This window comes from Pseudomonas ulcerans (assembly GCF_036324125.1).
Lineage (GTDB): Bacteria > Pseudomonadota > Gammaproteobacteria > Pseudomonadales > Pseudomonadaceae > Aquipseudomonas > Aquipseudomonas ulcerans.
Genome location: NZ_JAZDQN010000033.1, coordinates 52,150 through 71,411, shown reverse-complemented (window position 1 = coordinate 71,411; position 19,262 = coordinate 52,150). Strand labels below are relative to the sequence as shown.

Annotated in this window: 17 protein-coding genes and 1 pseudogene; 5 read left to right on the top strand and 13 right to left on the bottom strand. The window is 64.6% G+C overall.

Annotated features, from left to right (window positions below; translation table 11 throughout):
* Positions 1–238: 238 nt before the first annotated feature.
* Both V0R59_RS23785 and V0R59_RS23780 read left to right on the top strand, forming a co-directional pair.
* On the top strand, positions 239–1,411 hold the full coding sequence (locus V0R59_RS23785; protein WP_330077618.1) for an acyl-CoA dehydrogenase family protein: 1,173 nt from the start codon (positions 239–241) through the stop codon (positions 1,409–1,411).
* Positions 1,408–2,613, top strand: coding sequence for an acyl-CoA dehydrogenase family protein (locus V0R59_RS23780; RefSeq protein ID WP_330077619.1), 1,206 nt, complete (start codon positions 1,408–1,410; stop codon positions 2,611–2,613). Before V0R59_RS23785 ends, V0R59_RS23780 begins: the two co-directional genes overlap by 4 nt.
* Here V0R59_RS23780 and V0R59_RS23775 read toward each other — a convergent pair.
* The 10 genes and pseudogenes from V0R59_RS23775 to V0R59_RS23730 all read right to left on the bottom strand — a co-directional run bounded on the left by V0R59_RS23775 (position 2,600) and on the right by V0R59_RS23730 (position 12,528).
* Positions 2,600–3,880: a hypothetical protein gene (locus V0R59_RS23775; protein WP_330077620.1), complete on the bottom strand. Its 1,281-nt coding sequence runs from the start codon at positions 3,878–3,880 to the stop codon at positions 2,600–2,602. The two genes, V0R59_RS23780 and V0R59_RS23775, sit on opposite strands and share 14 nt — an antisense overlap.
* The gene (locus V0R59_RS23770) at positions 3,877–4,110 is read right to left on the bottom strand and encodes a hypothetical protein (protein WP_330077621.1); all 234 of its coding nucleotides are present in this window, start codon (positions 4,108–4,110) and stop codon (positions 3,877–3,879) included. The genes V0R59_RS23775 and V0R59_RS23770 overlap by 4 nt, the downstream gene beginning before the upstream one ends.
* Before the next feature lie 5 nt (positions 4,111–4,115).
* Entirely contained in the window at positions 4,116–6,062 is a 1,947-nt protein-coding gene (locus V0R59_RS23765; RefSeq protein WP_330077622.1) for a M66 family metalloprotease, read from the bottom strand.
* Between the two features lie 72 nt (positions 6,063–6,134).
* Complete coding sequence (locus tag V0R59_RS23760; protein WP_330077623.1) at positions 6,135–6,353, bottom strand: hypothetical protein; 219 nt, start codon at positions 6,351–6,353, stop codon at positions 6,135–6,137.
* Between the two features lie 96 nt (positions 6,354–6,449).
* A pseudogene (locus V0R59_RS23755) lies at positions 6,450–6,812 on the bottom strand (nuclear transport factor 2 family protein); the annotation flags it as partial.
* A gap of 181 nt (positions 6,813–6,993) precedes the next feature.
* Entirely contained in the window at positions 6,994–8,955 is a 1,962-nt protein-coding gene (locus V0R59_RS23750; RefSeq protein ID WP_330077624.1) for a M66 family metalloprotease, read from the bottom strand.
* A gap of 58 nt (positions 8,956–9,013) precedes the next feature.
* The gene (locus V0R59_RS23745; RefSeq protein ID WP_330077625.1) at positions 9,014–10,279 is read right to left on the bottom strand and encodes a hypothetical protein; all 1,266 of its coding nucleotides are present in this window, start codon (positions 10,277–10,279) and stop codon (positions 9,014–9,016) included.
* Between the two features lie 96 nt (positions 10,280–10,375).
* On the bottom strand, positions 10,376–11,005 hold the full coding sequence (locus tag V0R59_RS23740; protein WP_330077626.1) for a nuclear transport factor 2 family protein: 630 nt from the start codon (positions 11,003–11,005) through the stop codon (positions 10,376–10,378).
* 5 nt (positions 11,006–11,010) lie between these two features.
* Positions 11,011–11,784, bottom strand: coding sequence for an SDR family NAD(P)-dependent oxidoreductase (locus V0R59_RS23735; RefSeq protein WP_330077627.1), 774 nt, complete (start codon positions 11,782–11,784; stop codon positions 11,011–11,013).
* Positions 11,785–11,793: 9 nt separating this feature from the next.
* Entirely contained in the window at positions 11,794–12,528 is a 735-nt protein-coding gene (locus V0R59_RS23730; RefSeq protein WP_330077628.1) for an SDR family NAD(P)-dependent oxidoreductase, read from the bottom strand.
* Positions 12,529–12,770: 242 nt separating this feature from the next.
* Between V0R59_RS23730 and V0R59_RS23725 the strand changes: the two genes are divergently transcribed.
* Positions 12,771–13,604: an alpha/beta fold hydrolase gene (locus V0R59_RS23725; protein WP_330077629.1), complete on the top strand. Its 834-nt coding sequence runs from the start codon at positions 12,771–12,773 to the stop codon at positions 13,602–13,604.
* A 116-nt stretch (positions 13,605–13,720) separates the two neighbouring features.
* Positions 13,721–14,701, top strand: a complete 981-nt coding sequence (locus V0R59_RS23720; RefSeq protein WP_330077630.1) for a ribonuclease T2 family protein — start codon at positions 13,721–13,723, stop codon at positions 14,699–14,701.
* Positions 14,702–15,157: 456 nt separating this feature from the next.
* Here the strand turns inward: V0R59_RS23720 and V0R59_RS23715 are convergent, their stop codons facing one another.
* Positions 15,158–15,394, bottom strand: coding sequence for a hypothetical protein (locus tag V0R59_RS23715; protein ID WP_330077631.1), 237 nt, complete (start codon positions 15,392–15,394; stop codon positions 15,158–15,160).
* Positions 15,395–15,411: 17 nt separating this feature from the next.
* On the opposite strand from V0R59_RS23715, the gene V0R59_RS23710 reads away from it, so the two are divergent.
* Complete coding sequence (locus tag V0R59_RS23710) at positions 15,412–16,272, top strand: glycoside hydrolase family 19 protein (RefSeq protein WP_330077632.1); 861 nt, start codon at positions 15,412–15,414, stop codon at positions 16,270–16,272.
* 51 nt (positions 16,273–16,323) lie between these two features.
* Here V0R59_RS23710 and V0R59_RS23705 read toward each other — a convergent pair whose 3' ends face one another.
* The gene (locus V0R59_RS23705) at positions 16,324–17,547 is read right to left on the bottom strand and encodes an NADH:flavin oxidoreductase (RefSeq protein ID WP_330077633.1); all 1,224 of its coding nucleotides are present in this window, start codon (positions 17,545–17,547) and stop codon (positions 16,324–16,326) included.
* A gap of 62 nt (positions 17,548–17,609) precedes the next feature.
* Positions 17,610–19,247: a DUF1302 domain-containing protein gene (locus tag V0R59_RS23700; protein WP_330077634.1), complete on the bottom strand. Its 1,638-nt coding sequence runs from the start codon at positions 19,245–19,247 to the stop codon at positions 17,610–17,612.
* Between the last annotated feature and the right edge of the window lie 15 nt (positions 19,248–19,262).

The window sequence follows — 19,262 nt, the reverse complement described above, 5'->3', positions numbered from 1 at the left end:
TCGTCCATTTTGCCAAGACAAAATGGACCCGCCGTAAAGGCGGAAAGCGCCGGCGCAGTCGCCGCCGCGACCGGATATGCTCGCAATCTCAGCACCAGCACCACAGAACAAAGGATGTGCAGATCCCCATGCCGATGCCGTTGTAGCGTAGGCCGGCAGACTAGTCCGTTTCAATGATTCGAGGCCATAAGCGCCAACCCTAGACTGGCTCATCTATCGAGACACAGAGACAGCCTTCATGGAGTTCGCCTTTACCGAAGAGCAATTGATGATCCGCGACAGCGCCGAGCGTTTCCTGGCCCAGGCCAGCGATTCGGCGGCCGTGCGCGCCGGCATGATCCGCGCCGACGGCTACGACCCGGACCTGTGGCGGCGCATCGGCCAGGAGCTGTACTGGCCGGCGCTGATGGTGCCGGAGCAGCACGGCGGCATGGGCCTTGGCTTCGTCGAACTGGCCCTGCTGCTGGAGCAGTGCGGGCGCTTCCTGCTGGGCTCGCCCCTGTTCGCCACCAGTTGCCTGGCCACACCGGCGTTGCTACTGGCGGACAATCCGCCACTGCAGGCCGAGTGGCTGGGCGCGATCGCCGCTGGGGACACCTCGGCGACCCTGGCCTTCAGCAGCAACGGTGCGCTGGACGCCGACGCAGTGCAGGCGATCGCACGGCCCGAAGCCGATGGTTATCGGCTCGATGGCCACTTCGCCCTGGCGGTCGATGCCGCCCAGGCCGACCTGTTGATCGTCGCCGCGCGCACCCCGGCAAGCCACGGCGAGAACGGCATCAGCCTGTTCGCCCTGCCTGCCAACAGCCCCGGGGTCAGCCGCCATGGGCTGCCGACGATGGACCAGACCCGTCGCCTCGGGCACATCGAGTTGCACGCTGTCCACCTCACCGACGCCTGCCTGCTCACGCCCCCCGGCCAGGGCTGGTCGCTGCTGCGCGACGTGCTCGACATCGCCGCCATCGGCCTGGCCGCCGAGCAGGTCGGCGGCGCCCAGCAGAGCCTGGACCTGAGCCTCGCCTACATCGCCGAGCGCAAGCAGTTCAACCGCAGCATCGCCAGCTTCCAGGCGATCAAGCACCGCTGCGCGGACATGATGCTGCAGGTGGAATGCGCACGCTCGGCGGCCTGGTACGGCGCCTGCGTGGCCGGCGAACGCCTGCTGCCCGGCGGCGATACGGCCCTGGCGGGCGAACTGGGCATGGCCGCCGCCACGGCCAGGATCCACGCCAGCGAGGCGTTCTTCCACTGTGCCGCGGAGTCGATCCAGCTGCATGGCGGCGTCGGTTTCACCTGGGAGTACGACCCGCACCTGTATTTCAAACGCGCCCGCGCCAGCGAACAGATGCTCGGCAACCCCGCCTGGCATGGCGAACGCCTGGCCGCGCAGCTCATGGGAGAACACGCATGAAGATCGGATTCAGCAGCGCCGACGAAGCCTTCCGCGAAGAGATCGCGCAATGGCTGGCCGCCCATTTGCGCGGGCCCTTCGCCGCCCTGCGCTTTCGCGGCGGGCCCGGCGACGAACACAGCTTTCCCGAGGAGCGCAAGGCCTGGGAACAGGAACTGGCCGGCGGTGGCTGGACCGGCGTGGGCTGGAGCGCGGAGCACGGCGGACGCGGCCTGAGCATCAGCCAGCAGGTGATCTTCCACGAAGAATATGCCCGCGCGGGTGGTCCCGGGCGCATGGGCCACATCGGCGAAGGCCTGCTCGGCCCGACCCTGGCCGCATTCGGCAGCAAGGACCAGCAACGCCGCCTGCTGCCGGGCATCCTCAAGGGCACGGAGTTCTGGTGCCAGGGCTATTCCGAGCCCGGCGCCGGCTCCGACCTGGCCAACGTGCAGACCCGCGCGCGCCTGGACGACAGCGGCGAATACTGGCTGATCAGCGGGCAGAAGGTCTGGACCTCGCTGGCCCATGAAGCCGACTGGTGCTTCGTCCTCGCCCGTACCGAACCCGGCAGCAGCGGGCACCAGGGCCTGTCGTTCCTGCTGGTGCCGATGCACCAGCCGCAGATCCGCGTGCAGCCGATCCAGCAACTGACCGGCACCAGCGAGTTCAACGAGGTGTTCTTCGACCAGGCGCGCACCTCGGTGGCGAACCTGGTCGGCGCGCCGGGCGATGGCTGGAAGATCGCCATGGCCCTGCTCGGTTTCGAGCGCGGCGTCTCGACCCTGGGCCAGCAGATGCTGTTCCAGAACGAACTCGACGAGGTGATCCGCATCGCCCGCGACAACGGCGCCAGCCGCGACCCGCTGCTGCGCCAGCGCATCGCCCGGGCCTGGGCCGGACTCAAGGTGCTGCGCTACAACTCGCTGCGCATGCTCTCCGGCCCGCAGGACGGCCGTCTGGCCCGGGAGGCGATGATCTACAAGCTGGCCTGGTCCACCTGGCATGCCGAGCTGGGCAAGCTGGCCATGGACGTGCTCGGACCGCAGGCGGAGATCCTCGATGCTGCGCCTTATGAATTGAACCGCTTGCAGTCACTGTTCCTGTTCACCCGCTCGGACATGATCTACGGCGGCAGCAACGAGATTCAGCGCAATGTGATCGCCGAGCGAGCCCTGGACATGCCGCGCGAGGCCCGGGCGCCGTCGTTCAGACCAGAGTGAAGGTCATGCGGCTGGTCAGACCCTTGCTCTCGGAGGCGACCAGCTCGAACTGCCCGGGACGGGCCTGTGGCGTCACCTCGATCACGTGCTTGATCATGCCGATACCTTCATAGGGTGTCGGCAGGTCGACCGACCATTGCCACAGTTCCGGCTCCCGGTATGGCAACTGCGCACCGTTCTCGTCGTAGAAGAACACCATGGCAATGACATGGATCGCCTGATCCGTCGGGATAGTGATCGGCGAACCGGCAGGTGGACTGTTCCACTCGGCCCGTACCGGTGGCCGCAGACCGGTGCGCAGGTTGTGCAGCACCACCTCGCCGGTGGCCACTGGCTTGAAGTTGTGCATGACTTCGATGCTCACGACGACCGGCCAGGTCCCCTGGAACGTGGCGAGGAAGCGGCTGTCGAGGCGGATGCTGCCTTTCTGCCCGGTGCCGACCGTATCGGTCACCACCATGCCGGGGTAGTCGTGTTCCTGGCCGTTGACCTTGACCACATAGCGCACCACACCCACCACGGGCCTGGCGGGTTCATAGGTGATCAACGCGGTGGTGCCGAGGGAGACCGGGGCATAAAGGTGACGGTGGCTGACCTCCAGCTCGAACTCCTCCGTGGGAGCACTGGCCGTTCCCAGCTCCAGTGTCAGGGTAATGGTCAACTGCAGGCCATAGCCGCTGTGCAGCATGGCCTGGACCTTGCCGGGCTCCGCACGCGGAGTGATCTGCAACACATGGCCCCTGTGGACCACCCCGACCGGCTGGCCATAGAGCTGGACGAACCAGTTCAGTTCCTGAAGCGGCAGGAGCACGTCATTGCGATCGAAGAAGGTCGGCACGATGGTCACCCAGGCATCGCCCGAGGTGGGTATGACGATGGTGGTCGATGGATCGACGTTCGCCTCCATCCGGGTTGGAGCGATTCTGCGGGTGTCGTGCAGGGTCAGGATCGCCTCGTCCAGCACCACGCCGTCGCGCAATGCCCGCAGTTTCAACTGCGCGGGCCAGATTCCCTGGTACTGCTCGATGAACGCCCGCTCCACTAGCAGATTGCCGCTTCCCTCCTCCGGCAACAGGTCCAGCCGCATGCCTGCGGGTGTGCCTGCCTGGCCGTTCAGCAACAACTGGAAGCTGAGGTCCTTCGGCGCCTGGGGCGCCATGCTGACCATGACCAGGGCGCTGCTGCCCTTGAGCGGCGGGTACAGGTCTGTGCTGGAGAACTCGAGCTCGATGAGCTTTGCGGCGCTACCCGGGGTAATGGTGTTCATGACGCGTTCCTCACGGCATTGCGGGAACCGGCAAAACGAACGACGCGCGGCGGGAAGAGTCGATTGCAGCAGTTTTTACCCAGGGCCACAACTGACAGAAATATCAGTAACGCGGCCTGAGCATCAGCCCGCAGGTGATCTTCCACGAAGATGGCTGGAAGATCGCCATGGCCCTGCTCGGTCACGACCACGCGCTTGAGCGAACGGCCGCGACGGCGGCCGTCCTCCACACCTTTCAGTCCCTGCCGCTGAACGTCACCCGCGCTGTACCTTTGGGCGGGTCGATGCCGCGTTGGGCGTTCTGTCTTCCGTTGCAGTAGATCTCGACGAGTATCGGCTCGAAAGACTGTGGAATGTTGAAATGAAAGCGATTGCCCTCGCCTTCGTTCAGCCGTTCTCCGGCCAGGACGAAGTAGAGCCGCTCGCTCCGTCCATTGAAAACCACGGCATAGGAGCGTTCGCGCATCGCATCTGTCTCCCGGGTACCGGGATGGGTCACGCCGTACGCACAATGCAGCGCCGGATAGATGACGCCACCGCCATCCTGATCCGGGTCGTAATATCCCAGCAGCGTGGTGACCGGAACCCCGACCTGTTCCGGCGTGCCGGCGACATTCACGGAAAACTCATCCACCTTGGCCCAGTTGCCTTGCACCTCGTACTTCAGCATGTCGCCCTTCTTCAGCGTGACCGGGGTGCTGCCGAGGTACAGCACCGTATCGGCGCTTGCATTGTGGACGATGCGCACACCCTTGCCGTTGCCGGCAGTGCCTGCCGCCGGCAGGTACACATGCTCCGCCCAATGGTCGTCGCCCAGGTCCACCTCGACCCGCTTGTAGCGCTTGAGCAGGTCGGTCATCGAGGCCAGGTCCAGCTCGTCAGGTCCAGCACGGTAGAGTTCGCCCCACTCGACCATGGCCCATTCGGACTCGTCCCATTTCCGATAGCCGGTGGAAGAGGACTGGCTGAAGATCGCGTTGTTTTCCAGGAACTGCTGGGCGGCCTTCAGGGTCCAGGGCGTGTACGGGGTATAGCCATTGGTCTGTGGATAGAAGGTGTGCCCGCTCGACATGGCATCACGACCAAACTCATGGCCATGGAACGGTGGCTCGCAGATCCCGCCTTCGCAGACCTCATTGCCTGTGCGCTCCTTGCTGAAGTTGGGGATGAACACATTCTTGTCGCTGTCCCAGCCCCAGGTCGAGTTGGTGCCTGCTGCGGCACGGTGCACCGAGCCATCGAAGCCGCCAGGATGATGGGACAGGCCATAGTTGTGCCCCAGTTCGTGACTGAACTCGTTGCCGACGCAGTGCTCCAGGGTGACCATGGTGCCGCCACCGGAGCCGCCATGCACGACCCTGCCGTTGCTGTAGTTGCCCACGGAGCTGTGGGCGGTCAACTGCGCCACGACCGTATGCTTGTTCAACCCGTCCTCGCCGCTGCCCGGCGAAGAATGGATGCCGAGGCTGGCATTGTTGATCCCCAGGGAGATCAGCTCCTTGCCAATCCGCTGACGCAGGTCGCCATTGTGCCAGTCGCCCTTCATCGCCGAGTGATCCATGTAGCGGGTGCCGTCGGCCAGGCCGATGAACTGGAAATGCACCGGCTCGTACTGGTTCACGATCAGCCTGCTGCAAGGAAGGGTCTGGAAATACTGGCGCTGTCGCTCCGGAGTGAAGACATCGATGAATTCGCGCCGGTTCGGGGTGAGCATGCCGATGTCGATGGTGTTGAGCAGCAGTTCGCCAGGGGCGCTCATATCGGGGCAGGAGTAGGTGCCCTCGAGATCACCAGAGCTGAATTCCAGGTCGACGCGCGGGACGATGTACTGCCATGGAACGATCGTGCTCCAGACATTCTCGGCGTACACGATTCTGGCGTATTCCGGGTCGCTGTCCCGTTCGGTGACAGGCGGCAAGGCCTCGGGAGGAGACATCTGGATGACGAAGTCGCCGTAGCGCAACTCGATGCCATCACTGCGCCGGATATCGCTGATCGGTTTGAACATCACCAGAGTGGTACGCTGCCCGACCAGCCGCGGCTGCCTGTCACCGTGAACCGGCGTCTGGCGCGAAGAGGGAATCGAGGACTGGGCGAACAGCACGCTGCCCCGGAGCTCGCCGACCAGGTCGTTGTTAAGCACGCGTTCGTTGAAGTACAGGATGGAGCGATTCTCGGACATAAAGGGACGCCTCCCGGGCGGAATAGGTTGACTGGGTGGATCACCTCTGAATTGGTTGGCAGCACGGCAGCGTCAGGTCAGCGTCAGCACCCTGGTCCGGTTCAGGGTGAAGTCGAAGGCCACCGCCTCCGCCACGTTGATAGTGAACTGCACCAGGTCGATGCCGTCGTGGTTCAAGGGGGGATACAGCGCGGTTCGCGACAGCTCCAGTCCGAGGTCCCGGGATTGGCCTGGCCGTGCAGTGGTGTCCATGATTTCGATCTCGCGGATGCCGGAAGGCAGAGTGCTCATTCGAGCACCGCCTTGTACCACCCACAACTGACAGAAATATCAGGTGGCCCGTGGCCAGCTCCTTGCGCAGCCTGCCACGGGCGGCCTGGAAACCGCTCAGCGCACGCGGATCCTCGGGTCCCCCGCCCCTCTGCGCAAGGCCTTCAGGAAGCCCTCCAGCGGTGCCGGCTCGGCGACCTGCGGCAGTTCGTCCTTGTCCGGCCGTGTGGCCCAGAACGCATCCCATGACGGGAATAGCTAGTGGAAGCTTCCCGCATAGGGCTCGCGCCCCGGCCAGCGCATCTTCCGGCCCCCGATCGGCGGCTTGTTCAGATCGGTCGCGTACCAGTAGCACGGCAGGCGCAGGCGGAAATGCCAGCGCCTGTCGATGCGCTCGTAGTCGTCCCAGTAGAGCATCTGCATGATCACCCACTCGGGGCCGGTCTCGTGCTCGTTCTTCGAATGGACCACACCGGTGGCCTCGCCCAACTGGCATGCCGAGCCGGGCAAGCTGACGATGGACGTGCTCGGACATGATCTACGGCGGCAGCAACGAGATTCAGCACAATGTGATCGCCGAGCGGACGTTGGAGATGCCGAGGGAACCCCGGGTGCGCTGAACAGCCCGGGATTCACCTCCGATAGAGCCCTGCCTTATCGCTCAGTCAGGATCACTGCCACTGAAGGTCACCCGCGCCGTGCCTTTTGGCGGAGCGAGGACACCGTAGACGTTCCGGGTACCGTTGCAGATCACCCGCAGGTGGGTCGCCTGGAAATCCTGTGGCACGTTGAAGTGGAAGCGGTTCAGCTCGCCGGCTTTCAAGCGGGTGCCGTGCAGAATGAAACGCAGCTCCTCGTCCTTGGAATTGTTGACCACCGCATAGCACCGTGCGTTTTCGACCTCCGCATCACTGGCAGTCACATGGGTAACCCCGTAGACGCAGTGCAGGGCCGGGTAGACGATGCCGGCTCGTTGCAGGTCCGGATCGTAGTAGCCCAGCAGCGTAGTGGCTGGTACTCCGATTGCCTGCGGCCGGCCAGCGACATGGCCGGGAAATTCCTCGAACAGCTGCCAGGAGCCATCGTGGTAGACGAAGTTCCACACGTCTCCCCTTTTCAACAGCAGGGTGCTGCCATTCAAATGCAGGGTGGTGTCCCAGGTAGCCTGGTGAATGATGCGTGCCTCCTTGCCGATATTGGCTGACCCCGCAGTCGGCAGGTAGATCTGCGCTGCCCATTGCCCGTCGAAGATATCCACCTCGACCCGCTGGAAGGTCTTGAACAGCCTGGCGAGGCCGCCGCCACCCGCCTCTTCGGGCGTCGCACGATACAGCTCGCCCCACTCCACCATGCGCGTGGTGACTGGATCCCACTTCCTGTAGCCGGTCGAGGACGTCTTGCTGAACACCGCCCGGCTTTCCATGAAGGTCTGCGCCACCCTCTGGCTATAGGGGGTGAGCATGGTGTACTCGTTGGTCTGCGGAAACAGCGGATAGCCATCGCCCATGGTGTCCCGACCGAATGCGTGGCCATGGAACGGCGCCTCGCACTCCCCGTCCTGGCAGGTGGACTCTCCCGAACGGTTCTTGTGGAAGTTGGGCAGGAATACATTCTTGTCGCTGTCCCAGCCCCAGGTGGAGTTGGGCGATGCAGCCGCGCGGTGAACCGTGCCGGCAAAGCCGCCAGGGTAGTGACCGAGGCCGTAGTTGTGGCCGATCTCATGGCTGAACTCGTTTCCCGAGCAACGTTCAAGGGTCACCATGCTGCCGCCGCCCGAGCCGCCGTGGACCACCCGGCCATTGGTGTAGTTGCCCACGGAACTGTGGGCAGTCAATTGCGCGACCACCCAGTGGCGGTTGAGGCCGTCCTCGCCGCTGCCGGGAGAACTGTGGATGCCAAGGGCGGCATTGTTGATCCCGAGGGACACCAACTGCTTGCCGATCAGTTCCCGCAGGTCGCCTTCGAGCCAGCCGCCTTTGGTCGCCGAATGATCCGTGTAGCGGGTGCCGTCGGGCAGTTCGATAACCTCGAAATGCACCGGCTCGTACTGGTTGACGACCAGGCGGCTGCAGGGCGTCGTCTGGAAGAACTGGCGCTGCCGTTCCGGGCTGAATTCATCGATGAACAGCCGCCGGTTGGGTGTGAGCATGCCGATATCGATGGTATTGAGCAGCAACTCTCCCGCCGCACCGATGTTGGTGGCGTGGTGAGTACCCTCCATGCCTGCCGCCTTGAATTCCAGCCTCATTCCCCGCTCGACGTACTTGGCCGGGATGACGGCACTCCAGAACAACTCGCCATAGGCGTTGTTGGCGTAGGCACTGTCACTGGAACGCTCGGTTACCGTCGGCAACCCATGTGGGTACGCCATCACGGTCGTAAACTGGCCGTCGACGGTCATCATTACAACGGTCAGGGGACTGGAGAAGTTCAGCGGCTTGAACAGTACCAGCGTCTTGCGCCGCGCCACGAGCCACGGTTTGAATTCGTCCGGGGTCGTCGCGTGGTGCTGGGGCAGCACCGATACCTGGGCGAACAGCAGCGCAGCCTCAAGGTCGCCGCTTCCCAGGCTGTTACGCAAGGTGGTCTGGTTGAAGTACTGGGACTGCTGGGTGGTAGACATGCTGGCACGCCTCCTGGGCGGATGTAGGGTGTCCGGATTGGTTGGCAGCGCTGGCGGCTCAGGTCAGGGTCAGCACCCTGGCCCGGTTCAGGCCGCCCGGCCCGCGCACGCCCACGCGGAAGGTGCCCGGCCTGGCCTGGGGACTGACCAGCACTACGTGCCCCAGCATCTCGACGCCCTCCACCGGCTCGATCAGGCTGGCACTCCAGTTCACCTCGTCGTGAGGCAACAGGATGCCGTTGGCGTCATGCAGCCGGGCCATGGCCACCACCCCCACGGTGGCGGTATCGGGAATGGCGACGGTATCCGAGGGCCGGAATTCAAGGTCGATGGAGTGGCATTCCATCACCTTGGTGTCGTACAGCCACAGCGTGGTGCTGGCGACGAGGGACTTGTCGATATAGGCCAGCAGGCGCAGCCGTGCTGGCCAGGCTCCGGGGAAGCTGGTGACGAAGTGGTTTTCGAAGACAATGCCGAACGCGCCGGTGTCCTCCATCCTGAGGATTCCCACGCCCGTGGCGAAAGGCGCGTCATTGATGGTGAACCTGTAGCCGAGCCCGGACTCGTCCGCCAGGCTGGTCTTGATCCACAGCACCAGCGGGCCGGGATTGAGCAAGGGGGGATAGAGATGATACTGGTTCAACTCCAGGCCGATATCCTCGGCTGGCTGCATCAGCAGCGTCGTGCTGTCTTCGAAAACCGCCCCCTGCCTCACCCGGACCACTACCTCGCCAGGCTGCGCTTCAGGAGACACTTTTATCTGTCGCCCCTCCAGAACCACGCCGGGTGGTGCCTGGGGCAGATCAACCTCCCAGCTCATTTCCTGATCCGGCAAGCCCAGTCCGTTTTCATCGAAGAACGCTGCAGAAACGCTCGCCTGGTTCTCCACTTCCGCAACAATGTTGAGCGGGTTGGGGGACACCGTGATCTCGCAACGATGAACGACCATGTTGCGAGTGTCGTGCAGGAGCACGGTCGCGCTGTCCATCAACACCTCATCCTGGTACGCCTGGATTTCTAACCGGGCCGGCCAGCCGCCCTGGTACTGGGCAATGAATGCGCGGTCGATGCGCAGGTTTCCGTTGTTGTGCCCCTGGTACAGGCTGAAGCCGGCAACCTCGCCGGGCACACCATTGAGCGTGTATTCGAATGCAACCGCTTGCGCTACGGTGGTAGAGAACTGCACCAGTTCAACGCCGTCATGGCTCAAGGGGGGGTACAGCGCGGTTCGCGACAGTTCCAGTCCGAGGTCCCGGGATTGGCCTTGCAGTGCAGTGGTGTCCATGATTTCGGTCTCGCGGATGCCGGAAGGCAGAGTGCTCATTCGAGCACCGCCTGGCACCGCCCACAACTGACAGAAATATCAGGTAGCCCGCGGCCGGCTCCTTGCGCAGCCCGCCACGGGCAGCCTGGAAACCGCTCAACGCACGCGGATCCTCGGGTCCCCCGCGCCTCTGCGCAAGGTCTTCAGGAAGCCCTCCAGCGGTGCCGGCTCGGCCACCTGCGGCAGCTCGTCCTTGTCCGGTCGCCGGGCCCAGAATGCATCCCACGACGGGAACAGCTCGTGGAAGGTTCCCGCATAGGGCTCGCGCCCCGGCCAGCGCATCTTCAGGCCACCGATCGGCGGCTTGTTCAGGTCGGTCGCGTACCAGTAGCACGGCAGGCGCCGGCGGAAATGCCAGCGCCCGTCGATACGCTCGTAGTCGTCCCAGTAGAGCATCTGCATGATCACCCACTCGGGACCGGTCTCGTGCTCGTTCTTCGAGTAGACCACGCCGGTGGCATGGTCCGGGTCGCTGAACTCGATGATGTGCTGGCCCAGGTGGTGCGAGGTGCCGTGGAACTGCTTGCGCATGGTCTCGTCGAGCCACGCCTTGAGGTGCGCGCGACCACTCAGCTCGCGGCCGACCCGCACATCCGCGGCGAAGCAGTTGGCCATGGCGTCCATGTCGCGCATGTCCAAGGCCAGGGCGTACTTGCCGGCGAGCTGGCGGATGGCATCGAGGGATTCCAGGCGGTCGATGCGCTGCAGCAGCGAAGTGTCGTCCATGCTCATCAGTCCAGCACCGTGTACAGGTCGGAGCTGCGTCCGCCGTCCACGCTGAGGCTGGCCCCGGTGACATAGGACGCTTCGTCGCTGGCCAGGAACAGGATGGCGTTGGCCAGCTCCACCGGCAGGCCGACGCGCTTCATCGGGATGACCTTTTCGGTGTTCTCCCGAGCCTTGGCGTCCCCAAGCATGCCGGCGGTGGCCGGGGTGTCGACCACGCCGGGGATGACCACGTTGCACCGCACCTTGTATGGCGCGCCTTCGCTGGCGGCGGCACGGCTGAAGTTGATCACGGCGGCCTTCGCGGCCGAGTAGCCGGCCATCCAGGCGGTGCCGAACAGCCCGCAGATCGAGGCGATGTTGACGATCGCGCCGCCACCGCTGTCACGCATCAGGCGCATGGCAGTGCGGGTGCCCCAGAAGGTGCCATCCACCGTGGTGCCGAAGTTGGCGTGCCAGTCGGCGGTGCTCATGCTGTCGATGCCGCCCCAGGTATAGGCCATGGCGTTGTTGACCAGGATATCCAGGCGGCCGTGACGCTTGGCCGTGGCTTCCAGGGCGGCGACGTAGCCCTGTTCGTCGCTGACATCGGCCACGGCGATCTCCGCCTTGCCGCCGTGGGCCAGGATCTTCTCCTGCACGGCCTGCAGCGGTTCGTGGCGACGGCCGCAGAGCACCACCACGGCGCCCTCCTCGGCGAAGCGCAGGGCGGTGGCTTCACCGATGCCGGAGCCGGCACCGGTGACGAAGGCGATCTTTCCTTGCAGACGCTTGCTCATGTCGACTCCTCAGATAAAGGCCATGCCGCCATTGACGGCGATGTTCTGTCCGGTGATGAAACTGGCGTCCGCGCTGGCCAGGAACACCGCGACCCGGGCGATCTCGTCGGTTTCGCACATGCGTCCCAGGGGCACGTTCTTCAGCAGGGCCTGCATGTGCTCGTCGGGAATCCCGGCCATCATCGGCGTGTTGGTCGGACCGGGTACCAGGGTGTTGACGCGGATGCCGCTGGGTGCCAGCTCGCGGGCGATGGCGCGGGTCAGGCCCATCACCGCCGCCTTCGACGCGCAGTAGTGGCTCGGGCCTTCGCCGGTCAGGGCAGCGGTGCTGGACAGGTTGATGATGGTCCCGGCGCGCTGGCCCTTGACCATCAGCCGCGCACCTTCACGGGCGCAGAGGAAGGTGCCGCCGAGGTTGACGCCGATCACCCGCGCCCAGCTCTCGTCCGGGGTGTCGAGGAAGCTGTCGAGGGCGCCGACGCCGGCGTTGTTGACGACGATATCGAGGCCGCCGAAGCGCGCCTCGACCTGGCCCATGGCGTCGGCCACGGACCCGCTGTCGGCGACGTTGCAGGCCAGGGCCAGGACGTTTTCGCCCAGGTCGGCCAGGCTCTCGGCGAGGGTCTCGGCGTTGAGGTCCACTGCTACCACCTTCGCGCCTTCGGCGACGAAACGGCGCACGATGGCCTGGCCCATGCCCTGCCCGGCCCCGGTGACGAAGGCCACCTTGTTCTGCAACTTCATAGCGTTCTCCTTGGATGTGCGACACGGCCCGCGGATCACGGGCCCTCCCCGCATCATTAGGCGCGGCCGGGCGGTGAACATCGTCCAACGAGACTAGGAACATGTGGTCTGAACGGACGATGTCGATCATCGCCACAACCCCGAGCATGCCTGGGCGCATTCGGGCCGGGCGTGGCTTACCCCTTCGCTCATCCACCACGCCCGGCCGGTCTGCGCCCCATCCCCGGACCAGGAGTAACTCCATGAATCAATCCGTAGACCTGCCCTTGCCCGTCGGCGCCTGGCTGAGCCTGCCCAACGGCCTGCGCCTGCATTACCTGGACGAAGGCACCGGCCCCGTGGTGCTCTGGCTGCATGGCAGCGGCCCGGGGGCCAGCGGCTTCAGCAACTTCAAGGGCAACTACCCGACATTCGTCGCCGCGGGCTACCGCAACATCCTCCTCGACCTGCCCGGCTTCGGTCGTTCCGACAAGCCGGACGACGTACAGTACAACCTGGATTTCTTCGTCGATTGCGTCGCTGCGTTCCTGGAAGGCATCGGTGTCTCGCGCTGTACCTTGCTCGGCAATTCCCTGGGCGGCGCCATTGCCCTCGGCCTGGCCCTGCGTCATCCGCAACAGGTTGAGAAGCTGATACTGCTGGCGCCGGGTGGCGTGGAGGAGCGGGAAACCTACTTCCAGATGTCCGGTATCGTGCGCATGGTCAGCCTGTTCAATGCCGGGCCCATCGGCATGACGGAAATGCGCAGCATGATGAGCCTGCAGCTTTTCGACCCGTCGATCCTTCCCGAAGACCTGCTGCAGGAGCGCGTGGCGGTGGCGGTGACCCAGCCCAAGAACCTGTTCAGCACGATGATGGTGCCGAACATGGAAAGCCGCCTCGGCGAGATCCAGTGCCCGATCCTCGGGTTCTGGGGCAGCAACGACAACTTCAACCCGGTCGGCGGTGCCCAGCGCATCATCGACGGGGCGAAGCAGGCGCGCTTCATCGTGCTCAACCAGTGCGGGCACTGGGTACAGGTGGAGCATCGGGAGCTGTTCAACCGCAGTTGCCTGGAGTTTCTGCGCTTCGGTTGAGCCGCAGCTGTACGGAAGCAGCAGCCAGCCTGCTTCCGGCAGGTTTTCCGGGCGCCATCCGGCGCCGACTAGGGTAATCTCCCGCCGCATCGAAAGCCGCCACTAGGGACATTGCCATGGATCGCCTGGCCATTATCTGCGCACTCAGTTTCTTCACCCTGTCGCATGTCGACAGCGCCCTCGCCGTCGACGCCAGCGCGGGCACCTTCACCCTTTCGCAGCAGTGCGAAGCCTTCCAGTCGTTCAAGAACAGGACCAACCCCGACCAGCGCTCGGTCACGCCCGGGCAGGCCTTCGCCATCGCCGAGGTCAACCGCCAGCCGTACCAGTGGGTGCGGGTCGATGTCGGACGCGGCAAGAAGGACCTGCGCTGGATTGCCGCCGACTGCGGCAAGGTCGACGGGCTGGTGGTCGTCGAGGCCGGCAGCCAGGTCTGCCGCATGCCCGACCAGTACGATAGCCACGTCCTGGCGGTGACCTGGCAGCCCGGTTTCTGCGAACACGACCGCGGCGGCCCGGCCAAGCCGGAGTGCCAGGCGATGAAACAGGGCGAACTGACGGTCAACCACTTCACCCTCCACGGGCTATGGCCGAACCGCAAGGAATGCGGGATCGACTATGGCAAGTGCCAGGGCCCCGCACTGGACCTGAGCGCCGCCACCGTCGACTACATCAAGCCGTGGATGCCGAACTTCGGCTACAGCACCCAGTTCGGCAATCACGAGTGGAAGAAACACGGGGTGTGCCAGACGGCCATGGCCGATGACGACTACTTCCGCTTCGCCGTGGACCTGGTGAAGTCCTTCAACGACTCCTCGGCCGGCACCTATGTCCGCGATAACGCCGGTGGCGAGGTGTCGAAGACGCGCTTCTACGAGCACCTGGCCGACGACTTCGGCAGCAAGGCCGTGCAGAACAACGTGCTGCTGATCTGCAGCGGCGAATACCTGAAGGAAGTGCGGGTGGCGTTGCCTAAGGATTTCAAGGGGGAACGCTCGATCAAGGGGGTGATCGGCCAGGAGTTTCTGTCCAGCCGGGCCAGCGATCGCAGTGAGTGTCGTGGTGAGCGGATCCGGGTCGAGGCTAGCGGGTCGTAACGGAGCACTTCATAGCTAACTGATTCAACAAATATTTATTGAGCGACGCGGACCTTGTGGGAGCTGGCTTGCCAGCGATAGCCCCAGGTATCTACACAAACTACCCACGCAGCGCAGTCCAGGTAGGAGCTGCGTTAGCTGCGAAGGAGCGCGCAGCGGTCCCAACACCATCCCGCACGAGCCTCTTAACAAGCCGCATCATGGATTCACGGTGCCCGATCTGCCGCATTTCTCCAGGCTCATTGGATAGACAGTATCCGGGACCGCTGCGCGCTCCTTCGCAGCTAACGCAGCTCCTACCCTGACCGCGTCGACCATCGCGATAGCAGTGTTGAATTCACCGACGTAATCGCTGCGGTTCGGCGCCCCGACAAGCCAGCTCCCACAGGTTCTACGGCAGTCTCAGAATCTGTTCGCTACGCGGCAGCGCCGCGTGAGCGGCCGGCCGCTTCTCACCTAACCCGCCACCGGCACCCGATTCAACGCCGCATCCCCGGCTCCCCGAGCCCCACGAGAAAACAGGAGGGGATCGAAGAGCTGGATGCCTTGCAGAGAGCGAACTCGCTGGACAATTACCTTGCCGTCAACATATTCGATATCCACCAATACCTTGCTGCCTTTCTTCAATGCAGGTTGACGCGACTTCAGTGCTTGCCTTGAGCGCAGGAAAGGTTCAAGTTCACCTTCATCCATGATGACAAGGTGATGGCATGTTCGGTTTCCTGCGTAAACTGACCAGTCGAAAGAAACACAAGGAGGTTCGCCCTCCTGCCGCCGCGCCGGTGCAGCCGGCTGTGGTTGCGCCACCGGCACCGGCCGTTGCTCCTGCACCTGTGGCCCCGACCTTCGTCTTCACCCTCCCGCTGATGCGCCAGCTGTTCCGCAGCGTCCCCGAACCGCGCCATGCAGCTCTGGCGGAGATCGCCGCCGAACTCAATGCCCACCTGGCCTTCTACAAGCTCGACACACCGTTGCGGCGCACCCACTTCTTCGCCCAGATCCTCCAGGAAACCGGCGAACACCTGAAGATCGAGGAAGGCTTCCACTATTCCGCCACCCGTCTCACGCAGACCTACCGCTTTTTCCGCGACAACCCGGACAAGGCCGCCGCCCATGGCTACAAGGTCCAGCAAGGTGGGCTGAAGGCGGACGGCTGCGCCATGTGCCGCACGGACTACCAGGCGATCGCCAATTTCGCCTATGGCGGGCGGATGAACAACGGCCCGGCCGCCAGCGGTGATGGCTGGAAATATCGTGGACGCGGGCTCAAGCAACTGACCGGAAAAGCCAACTACCAGGACCTGCAGAAATGGCACGAGCTCAACCAGGCGCAATGGCCCGATGACCGTCACGACTTCCTCGAACAGCCCGACCTGCTATTGAGCATGAAGTACGCGGCACGCTCGGCGGCTTATTTCTGGCTGGTGAACGGGATGCACAAGATTGCCGACCAGGGCGAGCAACCCGAGGTGGTGGACAAGATCACGCGGGTGATCAACAAGATGACCGACAGTGATTCGAAGCGCCGGGAGCATTTCGAGCGTTTGTGGAAGGGGCAGATGCTCAAGTGAGCAACACGGTCGTGGGAACGGCTTGAGCCGCCCCCACACCGACAGCATCGCCTACCCCGCCGCCGGCACCCGATTCAACGCCGCATCCCCCGGCTCGCCCAGCACGCACGACGTCCCCCCCGGCGTATACATCATCGCCACGCAGCGATTGCACGCCGTGCACTTGTTGCTGCGCCCCTCGCCGTTGGCCAGCTTGTTCACATACCCCGGTTCGGCGATCAGCGCCCGCCCCATGGCGACCAGCTCGAAGCCTTCGCTCATCACCTGCTCGACACTGGCCAGGCTCTGCGCCCCGCCGAGGTAGGCCAGGGGCATCTGCACCGCCGCGCGCACCTTGCGCGCATGTTCCAGCAGGTACAGCTCACGGAATTGCACCACCGGGTCGGTCATGCGCTGGATGGCCATGGCCAGGGCGATCACCGGGTTCTTCTGCTGCACGCGGTTCTCCTTGGGGAACGACGAGCCGAACATGGTGGTGATGGACTCGGCGTTCATCCCGGCACTCAGCACCAGCAGGTGCGCGCCCTCCTCCTCCAGCATCCGCGCGATCCTGGCGCCGTCGTCCGAGCTGTTCCCGGCGCGGGTGCCCTCGGTGATGCTGTACTTGCAGATCACCGCCATCTCCTGCCCCACCGCGTCCAGCACCGCGCGCAGCACCCGGCGCGGGAAGCGCAGGCGGTTTTCCAGGCTGCCGCCGTATTGGTCGCGACGCTTGTTGTACAGCGGCGAGATGAACTGGCTGAGCAGGTAGCCATGGCCCATGTGGATCTCCACCGCATCGAAGCCGGCCTCGCGGGCCAGGCGCGCGCCCTGGGCGAAGTCGCAGACCACCTGCTGCATGTCCGCCTCGGTCATGGCCTGCTTGAAGAACATGCCGCTCATCATGCCGATCTTGTTGAAGCCGCCACTGGCGGACATCGGCCGCTTGGTCGAACGCTCGCGGATGAAGGTGAAGCAGCCGCCATGGGTGATCTGCGCGCTGGCCAGCCCACCGTTGGCGTGCACGGCATCGGTCAGCGCCTTGAAGTGCGGCAGGCTGGCCGGTTCCAGGATCAACTGGTTGGGCAAGGTGCGGCCATCCTTGCTCACCGCGCAATAGGCCACGGTGGTCAGGGCCACGCCGCCGCCCGCAAGGTTGCCGTGCAGTTGCGCCAGCTGCTTCGACGGTACGCCGCCGGCGCTCATGCCCTCGTTGGTGGCGGCCTTGATAAAGCGGTTTCTCAGGGTCAGCGGGCCGATGCGGACCGGGCTGAAAGGCGATTGGGTGGATTGCATGACAGGCCTCGACGGTATGGGCAAGGAATCCGGCCACGTCGGGAGGACGCGGCCGGTCTGCCTCAGAAGGTGTATTTGGCGTTGAACGACAGGTAGTCACGGTCGGCCATCAGCCGCCCCTGGGCGACATCCGGCGAACTCAGGTAGGCGACGTAGGTCAGGCCGACCTGGAAGTTGCCCAGGTACTTGAAGTCGCCGCCGACGGTCAGGCGCTTCTCGTCACGGCCAAGGCCCTGGTAGGCGCTGCCATCGACGTTCTGCGTCCAGACCACCTTGGTGGTCAGGTCCAGGCCGTTGGCGATGGACGGGTAGTCCATGTAGGCGCCGATGCCCAGCAGGGTCGAGCCGCGGGTCTGGGTCTTCGATTCGAAGTTGTCGTAGACCCCGTCCACGCCAGGCCCGCCGCCCGTCACCACGAGCTTGTCGACATCCTGGATGCGCTGGTGCACCACCTCGCCCATGAAGGTGGTCTGCTGGGCCAGGAAGCTCGGGCCGAGGATGTACGACGCGTTGAGGTTGCCCTGCCAGATCTTGCCGCGGGTCGGCGCGCCGTTGTCCAGGTATACCGAGGCACCGTCGCGCAGGCTGAGGTCGCCGGCGTATTGCACCGAATCGCCGACCTTGGAACTGAAGCTGATGCCGGTGAGCTTGACGTCCTCGAAGTAGCCGAGGCGGTACTGCGGCGCGGCATCCGCCGTGCTGTGCCGGGCCAGGCGCGGCAACGACGAGTACTGGGTGCTGCCGCTGAAGTCGAAGAACAGCGAGCCGATGCGCTCGTGATAGCGGTAGTGGAACAGGCCGACCTCGGTGTTCTCGGTGATCCGGTAGCGCACGCCGAGGCCCCACTGGCCGCTGTCCCGCGGTTTCAGCTCACCGGCGTAGTTGACGGCGGTGAAGCTCTGGTCCGGCAGGTTGGCGATCACCCCCGGTGCAAGGCGATAGAACTCGGCGCCGGGGCCGAAGGTGTCGCTGCCGAAGTAGTCGCCCACCGGGTTGAGCTGGGTCTTTTCCCACTCGTACTGGTAGTAGCCGACCAGGGCCAGGTCTTCGTTCAGCGACCACGACGCCGAGACCTGCCCCACCGGCAGGTAGGAATCCTTGGCCTCGGTGCCGGGCACGTTGAACTTGGTCGCGTCCACCGGGGCCTGGCCCTGGCTGATGTTGGCCCAGAACAGGCTCTCGCCCCAGGCCACCAGGTGGCGGCCGGCCTTGACCGAGAGGTACTGGGTCTCGCCGACATCGAAGTTGCCGTAGACATAGGCATCCAGCAGCCGCGCCTTGCTGCCGCTGAGGCGCCGGGTATCGTCGCTGAAACCGTCGGCGCGGCCGATCTTGTTTACCGTCCCGGGCGAATCGTTGTCGTTGCGCTGGTGATAGACGTCGTCGTAGAAGTGGCTGCCGCGCAGCACCGCGCCGAGGTTGTCGTGCTTGAGCAGCAGTTCACCGAACAGGCTGACGCGGTTGTTGATCAGCGCGCCGCGCTTGAAGTTGCGCGTGCCGTCGTCGTTGTTGAGGTCACCGAGGTACTGGTGAGCGGGCTTGGCGGTACGCATCGAGGCGGTGTAGTTGACCGTCAGCGAGGTATCCAGGGTGGTGTCTTCCCCTAGCTCGAAGCTCGGCCCGGCGCTGGCCGTGCCACTGGCCAGGGTGACGGCCAGGGCCAACGGCGTGTGGCGGGCGATCCGATGATGCAATGACATGCTCCTCTCCTTTCT

Excerpts from the sequence above, each read along its gene's own strand:
- V0R59_RS23785 (WP_330077618.1), top strand. The coding sequence starts at position 239 with ATGGAGTTCGCCTTTACCGAAGAGCAATTGATGATCCGCGACAGCGCC.
- V0R59_RS23705 (WP_330077633.1), bottom strand. The coding sequence starts at position 17,547 with ATGCAATCCACCCAATCGCCTTTCAGCCCGGTCCGCATCGGCCCGCTG.
- V0R59_RS23735 (WP_330077627.1), bottom strand. The coding sequence starts at position 11,784 with ATGAGCAAGCGTCTGCAAGGAAAGATCGCCTTCGTCACCGGTGCCGGC.
- V0R59_RS23700 (WP_330077634.1), bottom strand. The coding sequence starts at position 19,247 with ATGTCATTGCATCATCGGATCGCCCGCCACACGCCGTTGGCCCTGGCC.
- V0R59_RS23765 (WP_330077622.1), bottom strand. The coding sequence starts at position 6,062 with ATGTCCGAGAATCGCTCCATCCTGTACTTCAACGAACGCGTGCTTAAC.
- V0R59_RS23710 (WP_330077632.1), top strand. The coding sequence starts at position 15,412 with ATGTTCGGTTTCCTGCGTAAACTGACCAGTCGAAAGAAACACAAGGAG.
- V0R59_RS23715 (WP_330077631.1), bottom strand. The coding sequence starts at position 15,394 with ATGGATGAAGGTGAACTTGAACCTTTCCTGCGCTCAAGGCAAGCACTG.
- V0R59_RS23775 (WP_330077620.1), bottom strand. The coding sequence starts at position 3,880 with ATGAACACCATTACCCCGGGTAGCGCCGCAAAGCTCATCGAGCTCGAG.
- V0R59_RS23745 (WP_330077625.1), bottom strand. The coding sequence starts at position 10,279 with ATGAGCACTCTGCCTTCCGGCATCCGCGAGACCGAAATCATGGACACC.
- V0R59_RS23780 (WP_330077619.1), top strand. The coding sequence starts at position 1,408 with ATGAAGATCGGATTCAGCAGCGCCGACGAAGCCTTCCGCGAAGAGATC.
- V0R59_RS23760 (WP_330077623.1), bottom strand. The coding sequence starts at position 6,353 with ATGAGCACTCTGCCTTCCGGCATCCGCGAGATCGAAATCATGGACACC.
- V0R59_RS23720 (WP_330077630.1), top strand. The coding sequence starts at position 13,721 with ATGGATCGCCTGGCCATTATCTGCGCACTCAGTTTCTTCACCCTGTCG.
- V0R59_RS23730 (WP_330077628.1), bottom strand. The coding sequence starts at position 12,528 with ATGAAGTTGCAGAACAAGGTGGCCTTCGTCACCGGGGCCGGGCAGGGC.
- V0R59_RS23750 (WP_330077624.1), bottom strand. The coding sequence starts at position 8,955 with ATGTCTACCACCCAGCAGTCCCAGTACTTCAACCAGACCACCTTGCGT.
- V0R59_RS23725 (WP_330077629.1), top strand. The coding sequence starts at position 12,771 with ATGAATCAATCCGTAGACCTGCCCTTGCCCGTCGGCGCCTGGCTGAGC.
- V0R59_RS23740 (WP_330077626.1), bottom strand. The coding sequence starts at position 11,005 with ATGGACGACACTTCGCTGCTGCAGCGCATCGACCGCCTGGAATCCCTC.